The sequence below is a fragment of the Humidesulfovibrio idahonensis genome, assembly GCF_054657715.1.
This window is the reverse complement of record NZ_BAAHYE010000002.1, coordinates 897,054-916,234: the sequence shown is the minus strand read 5'-3', so window position 1 is coordinate 916,234 and position 19,181 is coordinate 897,054. Positions and strand designations below refer to the sequence as shown.

Genomic DNA, 19,181 nt, shown 5'->3' with positions numbered 1-19,181 from the left:
ATGAGCATAGAAAACGCCCTGCTGGAACTGCGCCGCCTGGACGACCTGGCCACGCAGGACACCCCGCTGCACCGCCTGGACGCCCGGGCCAAGGTGCTGGTGACGGCGCTCTATCTCGTCTCCATGCTCTCGCTGGGGCACTATGAAGTGTCCCGGCTGCTGCCCTTCGCCGCCTATCCCTTGCTGTTGGCCACACTGGGCAACGTACCGCTCGGCATGCTGCTGCGGCGCGCGGCGCTTGCCCTGCCCTTCGTCCTTGTGGTGGGCATCTTCAACCCCCTGCTGGACCGCGCGGTGCTGCTCCACTTCGGCCCCCTGGCCGTCACCGGCGGCATGCTCTCCTTCAGCTCCATCGTGCTGCGCTCGCTCATGGCCGTCACCACCGGCCTCGCCCTTTTGGCGGTCACGGGGTTCGACGACATCTGCCGCGCCCTGGGGCGCATGGGCATGCCCAGGGTGTTTCTCGTGCAGCTCCAGTTTCTGTACCGCTATATCTTCGTCCTGGCCGGAGAAGCCACCCGCATGATGCATGCGCGCTCCCTGCGTTGCGCCCGCGCCACCTCGCCCAGCCTGCGCGAATACCGCTCGCTGCTGGGCAGCCTGCTGCTGCGCACCCTGGACCGCGCGGGCCGGGTGCACCAGGCCATGCTTTGCCGCGGCTTCGACGGCGGCATGCCCGAGTTCCGCGCAGAGACGCGCTTCGGCGCCGGCGAATGGCGCTTCTGCCTCGTCTGGTGCCTGTTCTTCATCGCCATACGCATCTACGACCTGCCGCTTCTTCTGGGCAGTCTGGCCGGAGGGCTGTTTTAAGTGAGCCACCACATCATCGAGATCAAAGAGCTCTCCTATTCTTATCCGGACGGCACTCCGGCGCTCACCGGCATCAACGCCACCATCCATCATGGCGAGTCCGTCGGACTTGTGGGAGCGAACGGCGCGGGCAAATCCACCCTGCTCCAGCACCTTTGCGGCAGCCTGCTGCCCCAGACAGGGCGCGTCCGCGTGGGCGACGTGCCCGTGAGCCAGCGCACCCTGAGCGAGGTGCGCCGCACAGTGGGCATGGTCTTCCAGGACCCCGACGACCAGCTTTTCATGCCCACCGTTGCGGAGGATGTGGCCTTTGGCCCGCTCAACATCGGCCTTTCGCCGGAGGAAGCCGCTCTGCGCGTGGACGAAGCCCTGGACATGGTCGGCGCGCGGCACCTCAAGGCCCGGCCGCCTTACCGGCTCTCCGGTGGCGAAAAGCGCACCGTCGCCATCGCCACTGTGCTGGCCTGCTCGCCGGACATCCTGGTCATGGACGAGCCCTCGGCCAACCTGGACCCGCGCTCAAGGCGTCTGCTCATCGAACTGCTGCGCGGCTTTTCGCACACCAAGATCGTGGCCACCCACGACCTGGACATGGTGCTGAACCTTTGCGAGCGGACGATCGTGCTGCACGCGGGACGCATCATGGCCGACGGCCCCACCCGCGACATCTTTCAGAACACGAAGCTGCTGTGCGGCTGCGCCCTGGAGCCGCCCCTGAGCATGCAGGCCTGCCCCATTTGCGGCGGCGTCTGAAGTCTCTTTCGCTTTAATTCCCCGCGAATATTGACAGGTCCTTTGCCATCGGCATAATGAAATGTAATCGTACTATGCCGCGTTCACATACAGCCAAAGGATCGCCCATGCGTCTTGTGACACGTTCCGACTTTGATGGACTTGCCTGTTCGGTGCTGCTCAAAGAGCTTGGGATCATAGACGACTTTCTTTTCGCCCACCCGAAGGACCTGCAAGACGGGCTCATCACCGTGACGGAGAACGACGTGCTGGCCAACGTGCCCTACGTTCCCGGCTGCGGCATGTGGTTCGACCACCACACCAGCGAGCAGTCGCGCGTCAGCAAAGACCTTGTCTTCAAGGGATCGGCCAAGCCGCTGCGGAGCTGCGCGCGCGTCATTTGGGAATATTACGATTGCGAGACCAAGCTGTCCAAACACCTGCACCCCATGCTCGACGCCGTGGACAAGGTGGACAGCGGCAACCTGACCGCCCAAGAGATAGCCGACCCCAAGGGCTGGATCCTGCTTGGCTTCATCATGGACCCGCGCACGGGCCTGGGCCGGTTCAAGGAATTCCGCGTGAGCAACTACCAGCTCATGCTCGACATGATCGACTACTGCCGCACCATGAAGGCGGAGGAAATCCTGAAACTGCACGATGTCGACGAACGCGTGCAGGTGTTCATCGAGCAGTCCCGCCTGTTCGTGGACATGCTCCGCCGTACCTCGAAAGTGCATGAGAACATCATCGTCACCGACCTGCGCGGCGAGGACATCATCTACGCGGGCAACCGTTTCCTGGTGTACACGCTGTTTCTCAAGTGCAACATCAGCATGCAGATCATGTGGGGCGTGCGGAAGCAGAACGTGGTCATCACCGTTGGCCACAGCATTTTGAAGCGCAACTGCAAGACCAACGTGGGCAAGCTTATGCTGGAGTACGGCGGCGGCGGCCACGACAAGGTCGGCACCTGCCAGGTGCCGGTGGAGCGCGCGGAAGAAGTCATCACGGCCATCATGGCCAGCATCACCGCCGCAGGCTAAAAAGCGTTCGGCTAATAATCCCGCATCACCCGCCGCACTTCGTCCGTGTGGGCGGCATAGAACGCCTTGGCAAAGGCGCTCAGCTTCGACTCGCACTCCTGCAGGGCGGGCAGATGCGGCGCGCGCCACAATCCAAGCCCGGCAAAGTCCACCGGGCTGAACATGAGCCCCTTGTCCAGGCTCTCCGCCCCAAGCAGGTTCGTGATGGAGCCCTGCCCGGGCTGTTCCTGGGTGCCGATGTTGCGCGCGTACTGCAGCACGGCGGAGGGCTCCATCTCCGCGTTGAGCTTGGCCACGCGCTTGTTGAGCGCCGCGCACAGGCTTTCCGCGGTCTTGTAGTTCGGGCTCATGCGCTTGCGCCCCTTGTGGTCCGGATCGTCGACATATTCACCGGACATATAGACCTCGCAGGCGTGCGCCACCTCGGCATAGGCCAGCAGCACGGCCTTGACGAAGCGCGAGGACTGCAGCAGGGCAAAGGGCAGGCGGTCCGGCCGCCAGGCGCGCTCGCCGTGGCGCAGTTGAACCTCTGGAAACTGCGGCGGCAGGCCAAGGGCGGCGAACAGCGCCGCCTCGCCCTCCGGCCCGAGCAGCAGGGTGCGCAGAAACAGCACGCGCGAAAAAACCTTCAAGGCGGCGGGACGCAGGCTTTCGACCACGAGCATCATGTCTTCGGCCTGATTTTCCAATGCCTTGCGCGCGCCGAAGAAGGTGCCGGCCATTTCGCTGAGCACCTCGGTTTCCAGCGCATCCGCCAAGGTTTTATACTGGTTCACGCAGCGCCTCTCTTGAGTATCATCTCCTTGCATACGTACGCCATTGCATGCGGCCTTGCAATGCGCACACGCAGCCGGTTTGCCACGGGACACCGGCGGCGGAACAACGGCTTCACGCGCGGTCGGCCTGCGGCAGGACACCAGCGGCAGAACATCAACTCCGTCACACCGGCCCCGGAACACCGGCTGGCGCACGCCGCCCTTGCCCGCGGCGCGCCAAATGGATAGGAAGAAGGGCCTGGCGCTCCATCCGGGAGCGAGAGCCCGACTTCCCACAACCCTTTGCCCGCCAAGGATCTCCATGCAGCCCAAGAGCCTCTGCTTCTTCAACTCCAACCGCCCCTGGGGCGGCGGCGAGCACTGGCACCTGGAGAACGCGCTGCTAGCCCGCGACAAGGGCTATAGGGTCAGCGTGGTGGCAAACCAGGGCAGCGTGCTGGCGCAGCGCCTGGCGGGCGTTGCGGGCATACGTCTGTTCACGCCGTCCCTGGGCGGCATGTCCTTTCTCAATCCCTGCGCCATCGCCAAGCTGGCGCGCTTTTTCCGGCAGGAGCAGGTGGACGCCGTGCTGCTCTGCCTCCCGCGCGATGTCAAAGCCGGCGGCCTTGCGGCCAAGCTCGCAGGCGTGCCCGACATCATCTACCGCCGGGGCATCGCCGTGCCCGTGCGCGACCGCCTGAGCAACAGATTCTTCTACGGCCGGGTGCTCACCAAGCTCATCGTCAATTCGCTGGAGACCAAGCGCTGCGTGCTGGCCGAGAATTCCAGGCTCATTGCCGAGGAACGCATCCATCTGGTGTACAACGGCTTCGATGTGGCGGAGTTCGACGCGCGGCAAAGCCAGGCGCTTGTGCCCCGCCGCGCGGACGAAATCGTCATCGGCACGGCGGGACGGCTGACCAGGCAAAAGGGCCAGAGCCTGCTCCTCGACGCCGCCGCGCTGCTCAAAACCCAGCCGGCGCCCTTCCGGGTGCTCATCGCCGGTGCGGGCGAGCTGGAAGGCGAGCTCAAGGCGCAGGCCAGCCGCCTGGGCCTGGACGGTACGGTGGAGTTCCTGGGCTTTGTGGCCGACATGAAGGCGTTTCACCAAAGCATCGACATCTTCGCTCTGCCTTCGCTGTGGGAAGGCTTCGGGTTCGTCCTGGCCGAGGCCATGTGCATGGGCCTGCCCGTGGCCGCCTTCGACGTCAGCAGCATTCCCGAGGTGGTGGAGCATGGCCGCACGGGCCTGCTGTGCCGACCGGACGCCGCCGCCCTGGCCGCGAACCTGCTGCGGCTCATGCGCGACGCCAAGCTGCGGCAAACACTCGGCGTCCAGGGACGCCAGCGGCTGCTGGAGCGCTTCGAGAAGGGCAAGACCTTTGCCGAGCTGGAAGCGTGCCTGCGCGCCTAAGCAGGAAAAGCTCCTGCCACTGCAGGTAATTTTGAGTCTTTTGAATTTTTCTCACGCTTTTGGTTGACAAACTTGAGACAGGAGGGGTAAATGCCCTCCTCGCACGTCGGGATGTAGCGCAGTCTGGTAGCGCACCTGAATGGGGTTCAGGGGGCCGGAGGTTCAACTCCTCTCATCCCGACCACCGACGACTCAAGGGCTTACGGAGCATATCCGTAAGCCCTTTTTCGTTTCAACACGTCTCGTTGACACACAAGCGAAATTCGCCCGCACAAGATGAAACGGCCGCTCTCGGCAGTTTCCAACGCTTTTCCGAAGCCGCGGGTTCACCCCCTGCACGGGGTGGCTTTCCGCGCCCCGCCGCTTAAAGAATCGGCACCTTGACCTTGGGGTCGAGCTCCTTGGCCCTTCTGGCATCGGCCTTGGCCTGGCTGATGTTGCCCAAAGCCTGGTTGGCGAAGGCGCGCGTGGCATAGGCTCCGGCATACTCCGGCTCGATGCCGATGGCCCGGTTGCTCTCCTCAATGGCGCGCTGGTACTGGCCAAGGGCCCGATAGGCGAAACCCCGCAGATAGTAGCCGTCCGCATCGCCCGGCTTGAGCTTGATGGCCTGGTTGACGTCGTCGAGGGCCCGCTGGTGCTGGCCCAGATGCATGTAGGCTATGGCCCGCTGCTTGAAGGCGGTGGCCTTCTCGTTGCCGTTCAGCCTGCCGGTGTCCAGGCAGCGGGTGAACATGTCCACCTGGGCCTGCGGACTGCGGATCTCCATCGCATCCTGGCATTCCTGCGGCATCGCCTGGGCAGAGGCGGAAGTCGCGGCGGCAAGCACGAACAACAGGCTGCAAAACACTTGGACTGTGCTGCGTGTGCGCATATGGGATTCTCCTGCGGCGCAAGGCCTGTGAAGGTTGAACCAAGGAGGGCATCAGGGGATGCGTGGCTTGTCCACTTGCCCACCTGATACCAGAAGGCCGCGGGCGCAGACAAGGGGGCGGGGAGGCATTGCGCCGTTGCGCACCGCGGATGCCCATGCCCGCAAACGCACGCGCTGGCCCTCGCGCCCCATCCACGCCCTTCCGCGCTTACGGCGAAGTCACGCTATCAGCTATTTTAGCATATTCCAATGCGAGCAATTGATATTTCCACTAGACAAAGTCCGTCGGCATTGCGTATTCAGCGCATTCAAAATCAACACGGCAATCGCAAATTATATAAAACCTCGAACAAAATCAGGAGCTAAAATCATGCGCAAACTGCTCACGCCGATGATTCTCATGCTGTTGCTGCTGCAAGGCTGCGCCTCAATGAATGACGTGATCCAGGCCAAACAGGACGGCTCCGAGGGCACCACCCAGGTGTATGACGTGACGGCCGAACAGGCCTGGGACATCTCCAAAGCCGTGTTCCGCTGGGAGGGCTGCGACGCCATTGAGGAGCATAAAGCGGACAACTACATGCTGACCAGTTCCGGCATGAACATCGTTTCCGCGGGCACGGTCATGGGCGCCTGGGTCGCGCCGGTCGATTCCGGCCACACCAAGGTCACGGTGGTCACCAAACGCCGCCTGTCGGTCAACATCGCCACCACCCTGACCGAAGGCACGTACCACAAGCGTTTCGCCCAGGGCGTCGAAATCATCAAGCAGGGCCGGCAGCTGCCGCCCATCGCACCGGCCTGGAAGTAACCGGCCGGACACCGACCACTGGATTTGACGGGGGCGCTGGGAACAGTGCCCCCGTTTGATTTGCGGCAAGGTGGAGACGCTACTCGTCAGGATGCGGAGCGGAGTTGGACTGAGCTTGACGGTCCGCCCGGTCCGCCGCGCGCAGACACACAATGGACGCCGAGGCCGCAGCCAGGGCGATGAGCACGGCAAAGGCACCGCCGCTCCACACGCCTGCGAACCATCCGCGCAGCTCCACCATGAACACCGCGGACTTGCCGCCGATGTACTCCAGGTTCCGCAGATAGGATCGAGAGTCCTCGGGCCGGACGGAATAGACCTCGCCGCCTTCGGCGACATACCCTGCGCCGTCGACCGCGTCGCCTGGCGCGACAAGATAAACAGAGACCGCGCAGCCAAGGCCGAACAGCAACACGCCCACGGCGAACAGCCGCCACAGGGTTCCGCGCGCCATGTTCACAGCCTCAGCAGCTTCCGGCCGAACAGGCCGAGCACCAGGACGCAGGCAACGCCCCCGGCGGTCACCGTGGCCTTTGCGCCGAACATGTGGGCAAGGCTGCCGGAAAGCAGCGCGCCGAACGGTGCCATGCCCATAAACACCATGGAATACAGCGCCATGACGCGGCCGCGCAGTTCGTCCGGGCACAGGGTCTGCAACATGGTGTTGGCCGCGGCCATGCTCACGATCATGCTAAAGCCCACAGGCAGCAAAAGACCGGCCGAAAGCCAGAAGTTCGGCGACTGGGCGAACAGCACCAGGCTGGCGCCAAAGGCGAGCATGCCGAAATAGGCGAAACGGCCGATGCCCCGGCTCTCGCGCCGGGAGGCCAAAAGCAGCGCTCCGCACAGGCTGCCGCAACCCGTGGCCGCCATGAGCAGCCCCAGGCCGCGCGGGCCGCTGTGCAGAATCTCCTCGGCGAACACGGGCATGAGCACCACATAGGACATGCCGATGATGCTCGAAACGCCGAGCAGCAGCAGGATGGTGCGCACCTCCCTGGTGCGCCAGGCGTAGGCGAAGCCCTCGCGCAGGTGCTCACGCAGCGAGGCGTTGGAACGGGCCGCGGGCTTGGCGGGCACGCCCATGCGCAGCAGGCACACGATGACCGCCAGAAAGCTCAGCGCGTTCAGGCTGAAGCACCAGCCCTCGCCCACGGCCGCCAGCATCACGCCGGCCACGGAGGGGCCGAGGATGCGCGCGGAATTGAACATGGAGGAATTGAGCGCAATGGCGTTGTGCAGGTCCTCTTTGCCCACCAGCTCCACAATGAACGATTGCCGCGTGGGCATGTCCACGGCGTTCACCACGCCCAAAAAGGCCGCCAGCACCATGACCTGCCAGACCTGGATGTGCCCGGCCAGTGTGAGCCAGGCCAGGAGCGCGGCCTGCACAAGGGCGGCGGCCTGCGTGCCGATGAGCACGGAACGCCGGCTCAGCCTGTCGGCCATGACCCCGCCGAAGATGGCCAGCACGAACACGGGGAACTGCCCGGCAAAGCCCACCAGTCCAAGGCTCAGGCTTGAACCGGTCAGGCGGTACACCAGCCAGGACTGCGCGGTCTGCTGCATCCAGGTGCCCACGAGCGAAATAAACTGGCCGCCGAAGAACAGGCGGTAGTCGCGATGCCGAAAGGAACGGGCCAAGCCGCGCAATCTGCTTGGCGGCGCAGTTTCAGACCGGCTGGAAACACTGACGGGCATTGAACCTCCAGAACGGCGCCAAGCGGCGCTGGTCGGTGCATCTTGTCCGAGCGGTGCCGGGATGTCCACTCCCGTCTGGGCCGATTTCCTCCCCGCAATCGCCTCCTGGCCAAAATCTGCGGAAGGTATTGCTTGTGCTGTGTGCCACGCGTGGGCTACCCTGCCAGCAGACGCGGAAGACGCCTCGACTGACCAAATCCTCTCGACCACAAGAATCACATGGAGCAGAACAGATGAGTATCGCAGCAGAACCGGTGAGCATTACAGATGGAGCCTTTGTCACGTGCCCAGCAAAACCGGAGTGGGGACTGGGAAAGGTCCTGTACACGACGGACAACATAAATGCCCGTGTTTTCTTTGAATTCCACGGCGAGGCCACCATGCGCGTGGACAGGCTGGAAACCGGTGAGACGCCGGAAAGCCACTTCGTGCTCGACCAGGTGGACCGCACGCACAGCCTCAAGGGCTTCCGCCCCATGCAGGACATCGAGCAGTCGTTTCTGGCCAAGCGCAAAAACGGCTTTGACGACGCGGAATACATCTCGACCGAGCGCGACTACAAGCTCAAGGCCTGCGAATTCTTCCGCGAGCACCTGGACCGCCCCGCCTTCGAAGCCATGATCGGCGCGAAGCAGTACGACGAAGTGTGCAAGACCGCCCTCAAGGTCATCGGCAAGACCAACTTCATTTTCCCGCAGGAAGCCACGACGCTGCGCGAGGCCTTCAAGCGCGGCGATGCGCAGAAGGAGCTCTTTGCGCGCGCCCTTTTCAACCAGCTCTACGGCGAAGACCCGCAGAAGCAGCGCTTCGACAGCTTCATCCAGATGCTGACCGCCCTGGGCTGCTGCAAGTGGACCCTGGCGACCTACTTCCCCTTCCTGCAGGACCCGCAGCATCAGGTCTTCGTCAAGCCGACCATCACCCTCAAGTCGGCCGAGGCCTTCGCCTACGACCTGTCCTTCAACCCGCACCCCAACTGGCGCATTTACGAGCGCGTGCGCGCCTTCGTCGCCTTCGTGTCGGACCAGCTCAACACCCGCCAGGTGCTGGTTCCCCACGACCTCCTCGACGTCCAGACCTTCATCTGGAGCTCGCAGCAGCAGTAGCCCGCCGCCCCCGCGCCCGGGCCGTCCGGCGGCCTTGGCCGCCCACAGACATCACCCCACATGCGCGGCGGCGCACAACCCGCACGGGAGCGGCAATCCTCGGATTGCTTCCCCCGTGGGGGCTACGGCCGGCCAAAGCCTAGTCCACACCGATATCCTCATTCCAGACCTCGGGCCGCTGCTTGATGAACGCGCCCAGCAGCTCGCGGCAGGCAGCGCTCTTGAGGTCCACGACCTTGATGCCGTTGCGCCGCAGCCAGGCCAGGCCGCCGGAAAAGGTTTCGCTCTCGCCCGCCACAACGGTGCCGATGCCGAACTGCCGCACCAGGCCGGAGCAGTACCAACACGGCGCCAGGGTCGTCACCATGATGGTGTCGCGGTAGCTTTTGCGCCTGCCCGCGGCGCGGAAGGCCGCTGTTTCGGCGTGCATGGCCGGGTCGCCGTCCTGCACGCGGCGGTTGTGCCCGCGCCCAAGCAACAGCCCCGTGGCGTCGAACAAGGCCGCGCCGATGGGCACGCCGCCCTCGGCCAGTCCGGCCCGCGCTTCCGCAAGCGCCACCTCAAGCATCCGCGCATAGTCTTCTTTCGTCATGCCGCCCCCTTTGCCTTCAAGCTTTTGATCATGCATAACACCCGGAAATACGGCGGGCAACACGCCTCATTTTCGGCATCATTGCTTTTGACATGACCATGCCGCCGCATATATGGTTCCGGACTGCAAAATAATCATCTCCGGCCCACATGGGGGAGTAAGGAGCGCGCCATGGAGCAATTTCCCAGAGTACACAGACTGCCGCCGTATGTGTTCGCCCAGGTCAATGAACTGAAAATGAAAATGCGCCACCAGGGCGCAGACATCGTCGACCTCGGCATGGGCAACCCGGATCTGCCCACCCCGCCGCACATCGTCGAAAAGCTCATCGAGGCGTCGCAAAAGTCCGCAAACCACCGCTACAGCGCGTCCAAGGGCATCAAGGGCCTCCGGCTCGCCATCGCCAACTGGTACCTGCGCCGTTTCGGCGTGGAGCTGGACCACGACCAGGAAGTCGTCGTGACCCTGGGCGCCAAGGAAGGTCTGGCCCACTTGGCCCTGGTCATGCTCTCCCCCGGCGACGTGGTGTTCGCACCGGATCCCTCCTACCCCATCCACCCTTACGCAGCCATCATCGCGGGCGCAGACGTGCGCCGCATTCCCATGGGCAAGGGGCGCGACTTTCTGGAGGACCTGCAGATCGCGGTGAAGCAGACCTGGCCCAAGCCCAAGCTGCTCGTGGTCAACTACCCCCACAACCCGACGACCATCTGCGCGGACGTGGACTATTTCCAGAAGATCGTGGACTTCGCCAAAGAAAACGGCATGTACGTCATCAACGACTTCGCCTACGCGGACTTCACCTACGACGGCTACGTGGCGCCGAGCTTCATGCAGGCCAAGGGCGCCAAGGATGTCGCGGTCGAGTTCTTCTCGCTCACCAAAAGCTACTCCATGGCCGGCTGGCGCGTGGGCTTCTGCGTGGGCAACCGCGACATGGTGCAGGCCCTCACCCGCATCAAGAGCTACCTGGACTACGGCATCTTCCAGCCCATCCAGATCGCCGCGTGCACGGCGCTGAACGGCCCGCAGGAATGCGTGCGCGAGATCATGGACGTGCACCAGGACCGCCGCGACGCGCTCATCGACGGCCTGTCCCGCGCGGGCTGGGTTGTGGAGCCGCCCAAGGCCACCATGTTCGTCTGGGCTGAAATTCCTGACGAATTCAAGCACATGGGCAGCGTCGAGTTCTCCAAGCTGCTGCTGCGCGAGGCCGAGGTGGCTGTGTCGCCCGGTCTTGGCTTCGGCAACTATGGCGACGACCACGTGCGCTTCGCCCTGGTGGAAAACCGCCACCGCATCAATCAGGCCACGCGCAACCTCAAAAAGTTCTTCGGGAAATAGGAAACACACATGAATACGCTGCGCCTCGGACTCGCCGGTTTCGGCACGGTCGGCTCAGGGCTCGCCAAGATCCTGCACGAAAACCGCGAGATCATTCTCGCGCGCACGGGGCGAAACATCGCCATCACCACCGTGCTCGTGCGCGATCTGACCAAGAAGCGCGCCGTGACGACCGGTCCCGAGGTGCGGTTCACCACCAGCCCGGACGACCTGCTCGGCCAGGACGTCGACGTGGTGGTGGAGCTCATGGGCGGGGTGGATGCGGCCAAAAGCCTCATCACCCGCGCCCTTGAGGCGGGCAAGCATGTGGTGACGGCCAACAAGCACCTGCTGGCGCTGCACGGGCCGGAACTCTCCGCCCTGGCCGCGGCCAAGGGGCTGGGACTTTTTTACGAGGCCAGCGTGGCCGGCGGCATTCCCATCGTGCAGACCCTGCGCGAAGGGCTGGGGGCCAACCGCATCGAGCGGCTCACGGGCATCTTGAACGGCACGGCCAACTACATCCTCTCCGAGATGACGACGAATCATCTCGACTTCGACACGGCCCTGAGCCAGGCCCAGAACCTGGGCTACGCCGAGGCCGACCCGACCCTCGACATCGAAGGCTTCGACACTGCGCACAAACTGGTGGTGCTCATCCGCCTGGCCTACGGCCGCGACTTCCCGCTCTCGCGCCTGCCCATACGCGGCGTCACCCAGGTGACCGGGCTGGACATCGAGTTCGCCCGCGAGTTCGGCTACCGCATCAAGCTGCTGGCCCAGGCCCGCGAGGTGGACGGCAGGATAGAGGCCAGCGTGGAGCCGACGCTGGTCAAGCACACCTACCTTTTGGCGCGCGTGGGCGGCAACTACAACGCCGTGCGCGTCGAGGGCAACGCGGTCGGGCCCATCATGCTGCACGGCCAGGGCGCGGGCGACCTGCCCACAGGCAGCGCGGTCATGGCCGACATCATGGCGCTGTGCCGCGGGCTCAACGCCCCCTGCGCCAGCTTCGACAACACGGGCTTCGGCAACAAGCCCCTGCCCGAGGCGGACATCCTGCCTTCGAGCGAGGGCGTTTCCATGCACTATTTCCGCTTCTCCGTCACCGACAAGCCCGGCGTGCTGGCGGCAATCGCCCACACCATGGCCGAACACGACATCTCCATCGCCCAGGCGGTGCAGAAGGGCGACCACCAGGCGGCGGACGTGCCCATCGTGTTCCTGACGCACAAGGCGCGCCAAAGCGCCGTGGACGCGACCATCAAGGCCATTGACGGCATGAGCTTCACGCTCCGCCCCACTGTGCACTTCCCCATCCTGTAAGGCGGACCGCGCAATGAAGCTTGTTTTCCTCATCGCCGACGGCATGGGCGGCTGGGCCGACGAGGCCCCTGGCGGCAAGACCTGCCTGGAGGCCGCCGCCACCCCGAACATGGACGAAATGGCGGCCACGGGCACCATCGGCACCTGCCGCACCATTCCAGAAGGCATGGCGCCGGGCTCCGACGTGGCGAACATGTCGCTTTTGGGCTTTGACCCGGCAAAGCACCACACCGGGCGCGGGCCCATAGAGGCCGCGGCGCAGGGCCTCAAGCTCGATGCCGACGATCTTGTGTGGCGCATGAACCTGGTGAACCTGACGGAACTCTCCGCCCAGGGCACCATGCTCGACTATTCCTCCGGGCACATCACCACCGAGGTTTCCGCACCGCTGGTGGAGGACCTGCAGGCCAGGCTCGGCGACGAGACCTTTCATTTCTACCCCGGCGTGCAGTACCGGCACCTGCTGGTGCACAAGGGCGGCGCCACGGAAGACGAGGCCAAGCTGCGCATCAGCCCGCCGCACGACATCACCGGCAAGTCCCTCCACGCGGACATGCGCGAGTTTTCGCGCTGCGCCCGCATGTGGGACCTGCTCTTCCTGGCCGAGGAGCGCCTGCTCTTTACGGCCAAGGGCACCAAGGCCAAGTCCATCTGGCCCTGGGGTCAGGGCCGGCCGCTCATGCTGCCGGAATTCAAGAGCGCCTTCGGTCTCACCGGCGCGGTGATCTCCGCCGTGGACCTGGTGCGGGGCCTTGGCCGCGCGGCGGGCATGGAGGTCGTGCAGGTGCCCGGAGCCACGGGGCTCATCGACACCAACTACGAAGGCAAGGTCGACGCGGCGCTCAAGTTCCTGCAACACGGCGACTTCGCCTTCGTGCACCTGGAAGGTCCGGACGAGTGCGGGCATGCGGGCAATGCGGAGGAGAAGGTCGAGGCCATCCGCCGCTTTGATTCGCGCATCGTCGGCCCCATGCGCCAGGCCCTGGCCGGGCAGGACGTGGCCTTCCTCGTCACCTGCGACCACTTCACGCCCATTGCGGAAAAGACGCACACGCCGGACCCGGTGCCTTTCCTGCTGTGGCGGGCGGGCGGCGAGCCTTCGGGTGTCGCGGCCTTCAGCGAGGCCATCGCCCGCGGCGCGGGCCTTGGCATCGAGGCCGGGCACGAGCTGCTGCCCTGGGCCCTGCGCCAGCTGGCGTAGTCTAGCAAAGGAGCCGCGCATGGACTTCCCCAAGGTCTTCCCCGCCAGCGACACCTGGTACGCGCACCGCGTTTCCTATGGCGAGACCGACGCCATGGGCGTGCTGTATTACGGCGAATACCTGCATATTTTCGAGCGGGCGCGCGGCCAGTTCCTGCGCGAGCGCGGCATGGGCTACAACATCGTGGAAGAGCGCGGCATCATCCTGCCAGTGCGCGAGGCTTGGTGCCGCTACCGCGTTCCCGCCCGCTACGACGACCTCTTGTGGGTGCACTGCGGCGTGGCCGAGTGGCGCCGCGCCAGCATGCTCATCGTCTACGAGTTCTGGACCGAGGACAAATCCAAGCTGACCGCCCAGGGCTACACCGAACATCCCATGGTGAGCCGCGAGGGCAAGCCCGTCGCCGTGCCGGGCTGGTTCAAGGACGTATGCGAGAGCAAGCCCCAGCCCGCCGCAAGCGCCCAGCAGTAAGCACTCCCTCGCCTCGTTTCTCTTGCTCCGCCCCTTGCCTGGGTGTAGTGATCCCCCCCACGCAAACAGGAGCTTCATAGAGTGTTCACCGACACGCATACGCACGTTTTCCATCCAAAAATTGCTGAAAAAGCCATCAACCAACTGCACACGCACTACGGAATCCATCCGCAGGGCACCGGTGTGCTGGACGATCTGCTTGCCCGGGCCGACAACGCCGGCATTGGCCGCGTGGTGGTGCACACCGCCGCCACCGACCCCTCCCAGGTCGTCCCGGCCAACAACTGGGCCATGGACATGGAGCGGCAGTCCAAGCGCGTGACGGCCTTCGGCACCCTGCACCCGGACTATGCCGAGCCGGAAAAGGAGCTTGCGCGCCTGCGCGCCGCCGGCATCAAGGGCCTCAAGTTCCACCCGGACTTCCAGGGCTTTTTCCTCGACGACCCGAAGTTCTACCGCCTCATGGAGATCATCGGCGACGAGTTCACGCTCATGATCCACGTGGGCGACACCCTGCCGCCGGAAAAGAACCCCTCCTGCCCCATCAAGATGGCCAAGCTGCGCCGCGCCTTTCCCGGTCCGCGCATCATCGCCGCGCACTTGGGCGGCTTCAGCCATTGGCGCTGCGTGGTGGAGAATCTGGCTGGCATGGACGTGTTTTTCGACACCTCAAGCTCCCTGTCCTTCATCGACGACGACACCCTGCGCGAACTCATCGCCAAGCACCCGGCGGAGCAACTGCTCTTCGGCAGCGACTATCCGCTGTTCGACCCGGCGGACGAGATCGCCCTGGTGGAGCGCCGCATCGCGCCCCTTGGCGTGCGCGCCGAAACCATCCTCAATGCGGGCACGGCGCTGTTCCCCGAGCGCGTCTGAGAGAACGCGGCGTTTCTCATCCTGACGCCCTCCCCGCCCCTTTCGCGCGCATTTCGCAGCACGCACGAGAATAAATGAAAGCCCCCGATCCAGCGCAATGCCGGACCGGGGGTTTTGTTTTACTGCCGCCAGAGGTCGGCGGATGCAAGCGGAGGCGGGACGGGTCTGAGCCTACTTCTTCGCAGCGTCTTCCAGCGCCTTGAAGCCGGGCAGTTCCTTGCCTTCCAGGAACTCCAGGAACGAGCCGCCTCCGGTCGAGATGAAGCTGAACTTGTCGCCCAGGTGCGCGGCATGAACCACGGCGTCGGTATCGCCGCCGCCCACGATGCTGAGCGCGCCCGAGGCCACGATGGCCTTGGCCACGCCGATGGACCCGGCGGCAAAGGCCGGATTCTCGAACGCGCCCATGGGGCCGTTCCACACCACGGTGCCCGCGCCCTTCAGGATGTCGGCGAAGACGATGACGCTCTTGGGGCCGATGTCGAGGGCCATGAGCCCGGCAGGCACGGCGCCTGTATGCGAGGAAACGGCCGCGACGCTGTCCTTGAAGCTCTTGGCGAGCACGAAGTCCACCGGCAGGTGGATGTGCGTGCGGGCGTCGGCCGCAGCGTCCATAATGCTGCGCGCCTCGTCCAGCAGCTCGCGCTCAACGAGGGAGTCGCCCATGTCGATGCCCTGGGCCAGGCGGAAGGTGTTGGCCATGGCTCCGCCGATGATCAGGTGGTCCACCTTGCCCAGCAGATTCTTCAACACGCCGAGCTTGCTCGACACCTTGCTGCCGCCGGAAACGGCCACAAAGGGCCGCTTGGGGTTGGAGAACGCGCCGTGCAGGTACTGCCACTCTTTCTCCATGAGGAACCCCGCGCAGGCCTTGGGCGCTGCGAGCGGGGCCTCGGTGACGGAGGCGTTGGGCCGGTGCGAAACGCCGAAGGCGTCGCTGACGTAGATGTCCAGCCCGTCCATGAGTTCTTTGGCAAAGGCCATGCGCTCGGCCGGGTCTTTGGAGGTCTCGGCCTTGTGGAAGCGCAGGTTCTCCAGCATGAGCACGGAGCCGCCGGCCAGGGCCGCGATCTTGGCCTTGGCGTCCGCGCCGATGCAGTCCGAGGCCAGGGGCACGCTGACGCCAAGCAGCCCGGCCAGGTGCGCGGCCACGGGAGCCAGCGAGAACTCCGGCTTCACCTCGCCCTTGGGCTGGCCCAGGTGGCAGCAGATGACAGCAGCCCCGCCCGCGTCCAGAATGTGGCGCAGGGTGGGCAGGCTCTCGCGTATTCTCGTGTCATCGGTGACGCGTGTGCCGTCCAGGGGCACGTTGTAGTCAACGCGAATGAGCGCCTTCTTGCCGGAAACGTCGATATCCTTGAGATAAAGCATGATCTCGTCCTAAAGGCCCTTGTCGGCCATGAGCTTGATGAGGTCCGCCACGCGGCAGGAATAGCCCCATTCGTTGTCGTACCAGGTGACGATCTTGGCCAGCCCGGAGCCGGAAACCACAGTGTACTCCGCATCGATGATGCTGGAGCGCGGGTCGCCGCGGAAGTCGGTGGAGACCAGCGGACGCTCCGAGAAGCCCAGAATGCCCTTGAGCGGGCCTTCGCTGGCGGTCTTCAGGGTGGCGCGCAGGGTGGCGGTGTCCGTCGGCTTGGACAGGGTGCAGGCGAAATCCACGATGGAGACCGTGGGCGTGGGCACGCGCAGGGAATAGCCGTCCACCTTGCCTTTGAGTTCGGGAATGACGAGGGCCACGGCCTTGGCAGCGCCTGTGCTCGTGGGCACGATGTTCAGCGCAGCGGCCCGCGCGCGCCGCAGGTCGCGGTGCGGCAGGTCGAGGATGCGCTGGTCGTTGGTGTAGCTGTGAATGGTGCACATGAGCCCGTTGACCACGCCGAAAGCATCGTTGACGACCTTGACCGCCGGCGCCAGGCAGTTGGTGGTGCAGCTGGCGTTGGACACGATGTGGTGCTTGGCCGGGTCGTACAGGTGCTCGTTGACGCCGATGACGATGGTGATGTCTTCTTCCTTGGCCGGGGCGGAGATGATGACCTTTTTGGCTCCGGCTTCGATGTGGGCGCGGGCCTTGGGGCCGGTGGTGAACAGGCCGGTGGACTCGATGACGATGTCCACGCCGAGTTCGCCCCAGGGCAGGTTGCGCGGATCGCGCTCGGCATAGCAGGCCACGGACCAGTCGCCGTAGTTGATGCCGCCGTTTTCGCTGACGGACACGGCATGGGGCGAACGGCCGTAGGTGGAGTCGAACTCCAGCAGGTGGGCGCTGGTGTTCACGTCGTACAGATCGTTCAGGGCCACCACAGTGGCCACGTCTTTGTGGTTGTCGTAAAGGGCCTTCAAAACCTGTCTGCCGATGCGGCCAAAGCCGTTGATTCCGACGCGCAGCATGCCGCCCTCCTTAGTCTTCGAAGATGCGGCGTTCATAGGAGGCCAGCATCTCGTAATCGGTTTTCAAGGCCTGGTGAAGCCGGGCGTTCTCAATGGCCATGGCGCTGATGTCGGCCACGGCGTGCAGGAAGTCCGTCTCCAGTTCATCATAGCTGCGCTCGTTGTCTGAATAGATGCGCAGAATGCCGATGGCGCGGCCCTCGACCTCAAGGGGGGTCACCAGCACGGTGACGATGCCCTCTTTCTTGGCCGCCTCGCCATACTGAAAGCGCGGGTCGCTTTGGACATTGGCGATGTGGATGGTCTTGCCGGCGAGCACCTCTCGGTCAACTTCGCTGTGCGCAAGATCAACGGAGCCCTTGCGGAAGTATTCCTTGGAGAGGCCGTAGGCCGCGCTGGGCAAAAGCCGCGTGCCGGACCGGTCGAGCAGGCGCAGGGTGCAGCCTTTGGCCTCCAGGGCCAAAGCGGTCTGCTCCACCACGGCGGAGAGCACGTTAGCGGGTTCAAGGCTGGAGTTCACCACCTTGGCCACATCGGCCAGGGTGCGAAAATACCGTTCACTGCGTTCCGGCGATTTCGTCATGACATCCTCCTAAGGTTACAGCCACTATCTATCTGCGCTATCATAAAATGTCAGCAGAAATATTGCCGAGCGCATGAATATTCCCAACAACGTGACTGCGGCGTCACACCTGTGCGCGGCAATGAAAAAGGGGGCCGAAGCCCCCTTTCAAAACCCTTTGCCGAGGCAGGCTAACCGAAGTCGGCCACCTTGCGGATGAGGCGCACGAGCTGGTTGGTGAACCCGGCCTCGTTGTCGTACCAGACGATGAGCTTCACCTGGGTGCCGTCCATGACGGTGGTGAGCCCGGAGTCGAGCACGCCGCCAAAGGTGCTGCCAACGAAGTCCGACGACACGAGGGGTTCGTCGCAGTAGCCGAAGCTCGCGTTGGCCGCGGCCTTCATGACCGCGTTGACTTCTTCCTTGGTGGTGGGGCGATTGAGCTCGCAGGTGAGGTCCACAATGGACACGTCCGGGGTGGGCACGCGGATGGCGAAGCCGTCGAGCTTGCCCTTGAGTTCGGGAATGACCAGCGAAAGCGCGCGGGCCGCACCTGTGGTGGTGGGCACCATGTTCAGGGCGGCGGCGCGGGCCCGGCGGATGTCCTTGTGGGAGCCGTCGTGCAGGCGCTGGTCCATGGTGTACGAGTGGATGGTGGTCATGAGCCCGTGCTTGATGCCAAAGGCCTTGTGCAGGGCCTGGGCGGCCGGAGCGAGGCAGTTGGTGGTGCAGCTGGCGCTGGAGACGATGCGGTGCTCGGGCTTCAGGTCGGCGTCGTTCACGCCGACGACCACTGTGGCGTCCATCTCTTTGCCAGGGGCGGAGAGAATGACCTTGCGCGCGCCGCAGGCCAGGTGCGTGGAGCAGCCGGCGCGGTCGTTCAGCTTGCCGGTGGACTCGACGACCAGGTCGCAGCCCATGTCCTTCCAGCTCCATTCGCCGGTGGCGAAGCGGGTCACGTTGACCTGCTTGCCGTCGAGGAGGAAGCCGTTCTCATTGCCCTCCACGCGCGGGAAAGGCCCGTGCACGGAGTCGTATTTGAGCAGGTGCGCCAGATCTTTGTTGGTGGCGCGCGCGTTGATGGCCACAAGCTCCAGATCGGGCTGGTCGGCCAGAAGCCGGGTCAGGTAGCGGCCAATGCGGCCAAAGCCGTTGATGCCAATTCTCGTCGCCATGCGTCTCGCTC

General features: G+C 64.6%; 20 protein-coding genes and 1 tRNA gene. 12 read left to right on the top strand and 9 right to left on the bottom strand.

Annotation, left to right across the window (positions count from 1 at the left end):
* The 3 genes from cbiQ to ACYQ4W_RS04570 all read left to right on the top strand — a co-directional run bounded on the left by cbiQ (position 1) and on the right by ACYQ4W_RS04570 (position 2,588).
* The gene (cbiQ, locus tag ACYQ4W_RS04580) at positions 1–810 is read left to right on the top strand and encodes a cobalt ECF transporter T component CbiQ (RefSeq protein ID WP_459853372.1); all 810 of its coding nucleotides are present in this window, start codon (positions 1–3) and stop codon (positions 808–810) included.
* A complete protein-coding gene (locus ACYQ4W_RS04575) occupies positions 811–1,563 on the top strand; it encodes an energy-coupling factor ABC transporter ATP-binding protein (protein ID WP_459853370.1) in 753 nt (250 codons plus the stop codon).
* A 107-nt stretch (positions 1,564–1,670) separates the two neighbouring features.
* Positions 1,671–2,588, top strand: a complete 918-nt coding sequence (locus ACYQ4W_RS04570; protein WP_459853368.1) for an exopolyphosphatase — start codon at positions 1,671–1,673, stop codon at positions 2,586–2,588.
* An 11-nt stretch (positions 2,589–2,599) separates the two neighbouring features.
* On the opposite strand, the gene ACYQ4W_RS04565 is transcribed toward ACYQ4W_RS04570, so the two are convergent.
* On the bottom strand, positions 2,600–3,364 hold the full coding sequence (locus ACYQ4W_RS04565) for a hypothetical protein (protein ID WP_459853366.1): 765 nt from the start codon (positions 3,362–3,364) through the stop codon (positions 2,600–2,602).
* Between the two features lie 301 nt (positions 3,365–3,665).
* On the opposite strand from ACYQ4W_RS04565, the gene ACYQ4W_RS04560 reads away from it, so the two are divergent.
* On the top strand, positions 3,666–4,757 hold the full coding sequence (locus ACYQ4W_RS04560) for a glycosyltransferase (RefSeq protein ID WP_459853364.1): 1,092 nt from the start codon (positions 3,666–3,668) through the stop codon (positions 4,755–4,757).
* Positions 4,758–4,864: 107 nt separating this feature from the next.
* Positions 4,865–4,941, top strand: a tRNA-Pro gene (locus tag ACYQ4W_RS04555).
* Between the two features lie 180 nt (positions 4,942–5,121).
* Here ACYQ4W_RS04555 and ACYQ4W_RS04550 read toward each other — a convergent pair.
* Entirely contained in the window at positions 5,122–5,631 is a 510-nt protein-coding gene (locus ACYQ4W_RS04550; RefSeq protein ID WP_459853362.1) for a tetratricopeptide repeat protein, read from the bottom strand.
* A 370-nt stretch (positions 5,632–6,001) separates the two neighbouring features.
* Here ACYQ4W_RS04550 and ACYQ4W_RS04545 point away from each other — a divergent pair, with 370 nt between their 5' ends.
* Entirely contained in the window at positions 6,002–6,442 is a 441-nt protein-coding gene (locus tag ACYQ4W_RS04545; protein ID WP_459853359.1) for a hypothetical protein, read from the top strand.
* A gap of 79 nt (positions 6,443–6,521) precedes the next feature.
* On the opposite strand, the gene ACYQ4W_RS04540 is transcribed toward ACYQ4W_RS04545, so the two are convergent.
* Together ACYQ4W_RS04540 and ACYQ4W_RS04535 are read right to left on the bottom strand one after the other, a co-directional pair.
* Positions 6,522–6,896, bottom strand: a complete 375-nt coding sequence (locus tag ACYQ4W_RS04540; protein WP_459853357.1) for a hypothetical protein — start codon at positions 6,894–6,896, stop codon at positions 6,522–6,524.
* A 2-nt stretch (positions 6,897–6,898) separates the two neighbouring features.
* Positions 6,899–8,086, bottom strand: coding sequence for an MFS transporter (locus ACYQ4W_RS04535; RefSeq protein ID WP_459853355.1), 1,188 nt, complete (start codon positions 8,084–8,086; stop codon positions 6,899–6,901).
* 290 nt (positions 8,087–8,376) lie between these two features.
* Between ACYQ4W_RS04535 and ACYQ4W_RS04530 the strand changes: the two genes are divergently transcribed.
* Entirely contained in the window at positions 8,377–9,249 is an 873-nt protein-coding gene (locus tag ACYQ4W_RS04530) for a DUF3553 domain-containing protein (RefSeq protein WP_459853352.1), read from the top strand.
* A 139-nt stretch (positions 9,250–9,388) separates the two neighbouring features.
* Here ACYQ4W_RS04530 and ACYQ4W_RS04525 read toward each other — a convergent pair whose 3' ends face one another.
* A complete protein-coding gene (locus ACYQ4W_RS04525) occupies positions 9,389–9,841 on the bottom strand; it encodes a nucleoside deaminase (RefSeq protein ID WP_459853350.1) in 453 nt (150 codons plus the stop codon).
* 171 nt (positions 9,842–10,012) lie between these two features.
* Between ACYQ4W_RS04525 and ACYQ4W_RS04520 the strand changes: the two genes are divergently transcribed.
* From ACYQ4W_RS04520 to ACYQ4W_RS04500, 5 genes are all read left to right on the top strand, one after another.
* Positions 10,013–11,185 (top strand): aminotransferase class I/II-fold pyridoxal phosphate-dependent enzyme, encoded by a 1,173-nt coding sequence (locus tag ACYQ4W_RS04520; RefSeq protein WP_459853347.1) that lies wholly within the window; start codon positions 10,013–10,015, stop codon positions 11,183–11,185.
* A gap of 9 nt (positions 11,186–11,194) precedes the next feature.
* Positions 11,195–12,490 (top strand): homoserine dehydrogenase, encoded by a 1,296-nt coding sequence (locus ACYQ4W_RS04515; protein ID WP_459853345.1) that lies wholly within the window; start codon positions 11,195–11,197, stop codon positions 12,488–12,490.
* A gap of 13 nt (positions 12,491–12,503) precedes the next feature.
* On the top strand, positions 12,504–13,691 hold the full coding sequence (locus ACYQ4W_RS04510) for a cofactor-independent phosphoglycerate mutase (RefSeq protein ID WP_459853342.1): 1,188 nt from the start codon (positions 12,504–12,506) through the stop codon (positions 13,689–13,691).
* A 19-nt stretch (positions 13,692–13,710) separates the two neighbouring features.
* Positions 13,711–14,163, top strand: a complete 453-nt coding sequence (locus tag ACYQ4W_RS04505) for an acyl-CoA thioesterase (RefSeq protein WP_459853340.1) — start codon at positions 13,711–13,713, stop codon at positions 14,161–14,163.
* 81 nt (positions 14,164–14,244) lie between these two features.
* Positions 14,245–15,039, top strand: a complete 795-nt coding sequence (locus ACYQ4W_RS04500) for an amidohydrolase family protein (RefSeq protein ID WP_459853338.1) — start codon at positions 14,245–14,247, stop codon at positions 15,037–15,039.
* A 171-nt stretch (positions 15,040–15,210) separates the two neighbouring features.
* Here ACYQ4W_RS04500 and ACYQ4W_RS04495 read toward each other — a convergent pair whose 3' ends face one another.
* The 4 genes from ACYQ4W_RS04495 to gap (ACYQ4W_RS04480) all read right to left on the bottom strand — a co-directional run bounded on the left by ACYQ4W_RS04495 (position 15,211) and on the right by gap (ACYQ4W_RS04480) (position 19,170).
* Positions 15,211–16,410 carry a phosphoglycerate kinase gene (locus ACYQ4W_RS04495; RefSeq protein ID WP_459853335.1) on the bottom strand — a complete coding sequence of 400 codons (1,200 nt, stop codon included), beginning with the start codon at positions 16,408–16,410 and terminating at the stop codon, positions 15,211–15,213.
* Between the two features lie 9 nt (positions 16,411–16,419).
* Positions 16,420–17,433, bottom strand: coding sequence for a type I glyceraldehyde-3-phosphate dehydrogenase (gap, locus tag ACYQ4W_RS04490; protein WP_459853332.1), 1,014 nt, complete (start codon positions 17,431–17,433; stop codon positions 16,420–16,422).
* A gap of 10 nt (positions 17,434–17,443) precedes the next feature.
* Entirely contained in the window at positions 17,444–18,016 is a 573-nt protein-coding gene (locus ACYQ4W_RS04485) for a GAF domain-containing protein (protein ID WP_459853329.1), read from the bottom strand.
* 170 nt (positions 18,017–18,186) lie between these two features.
* Positions 18,187–19,170, bottom strand: a complete 984-nt coding sequence (gap, locus tag ACYQ4W_RS04480; RefSeq protein WP_459853326.1) for a type I glyceraldehyde-3-phosphate dehydrogenase — start codon at positions 19,168–19,170, stop codon at positions 18,187–18,189.
* Positions 19,171–19,181 lie beyond the last annotated feature (11 nt).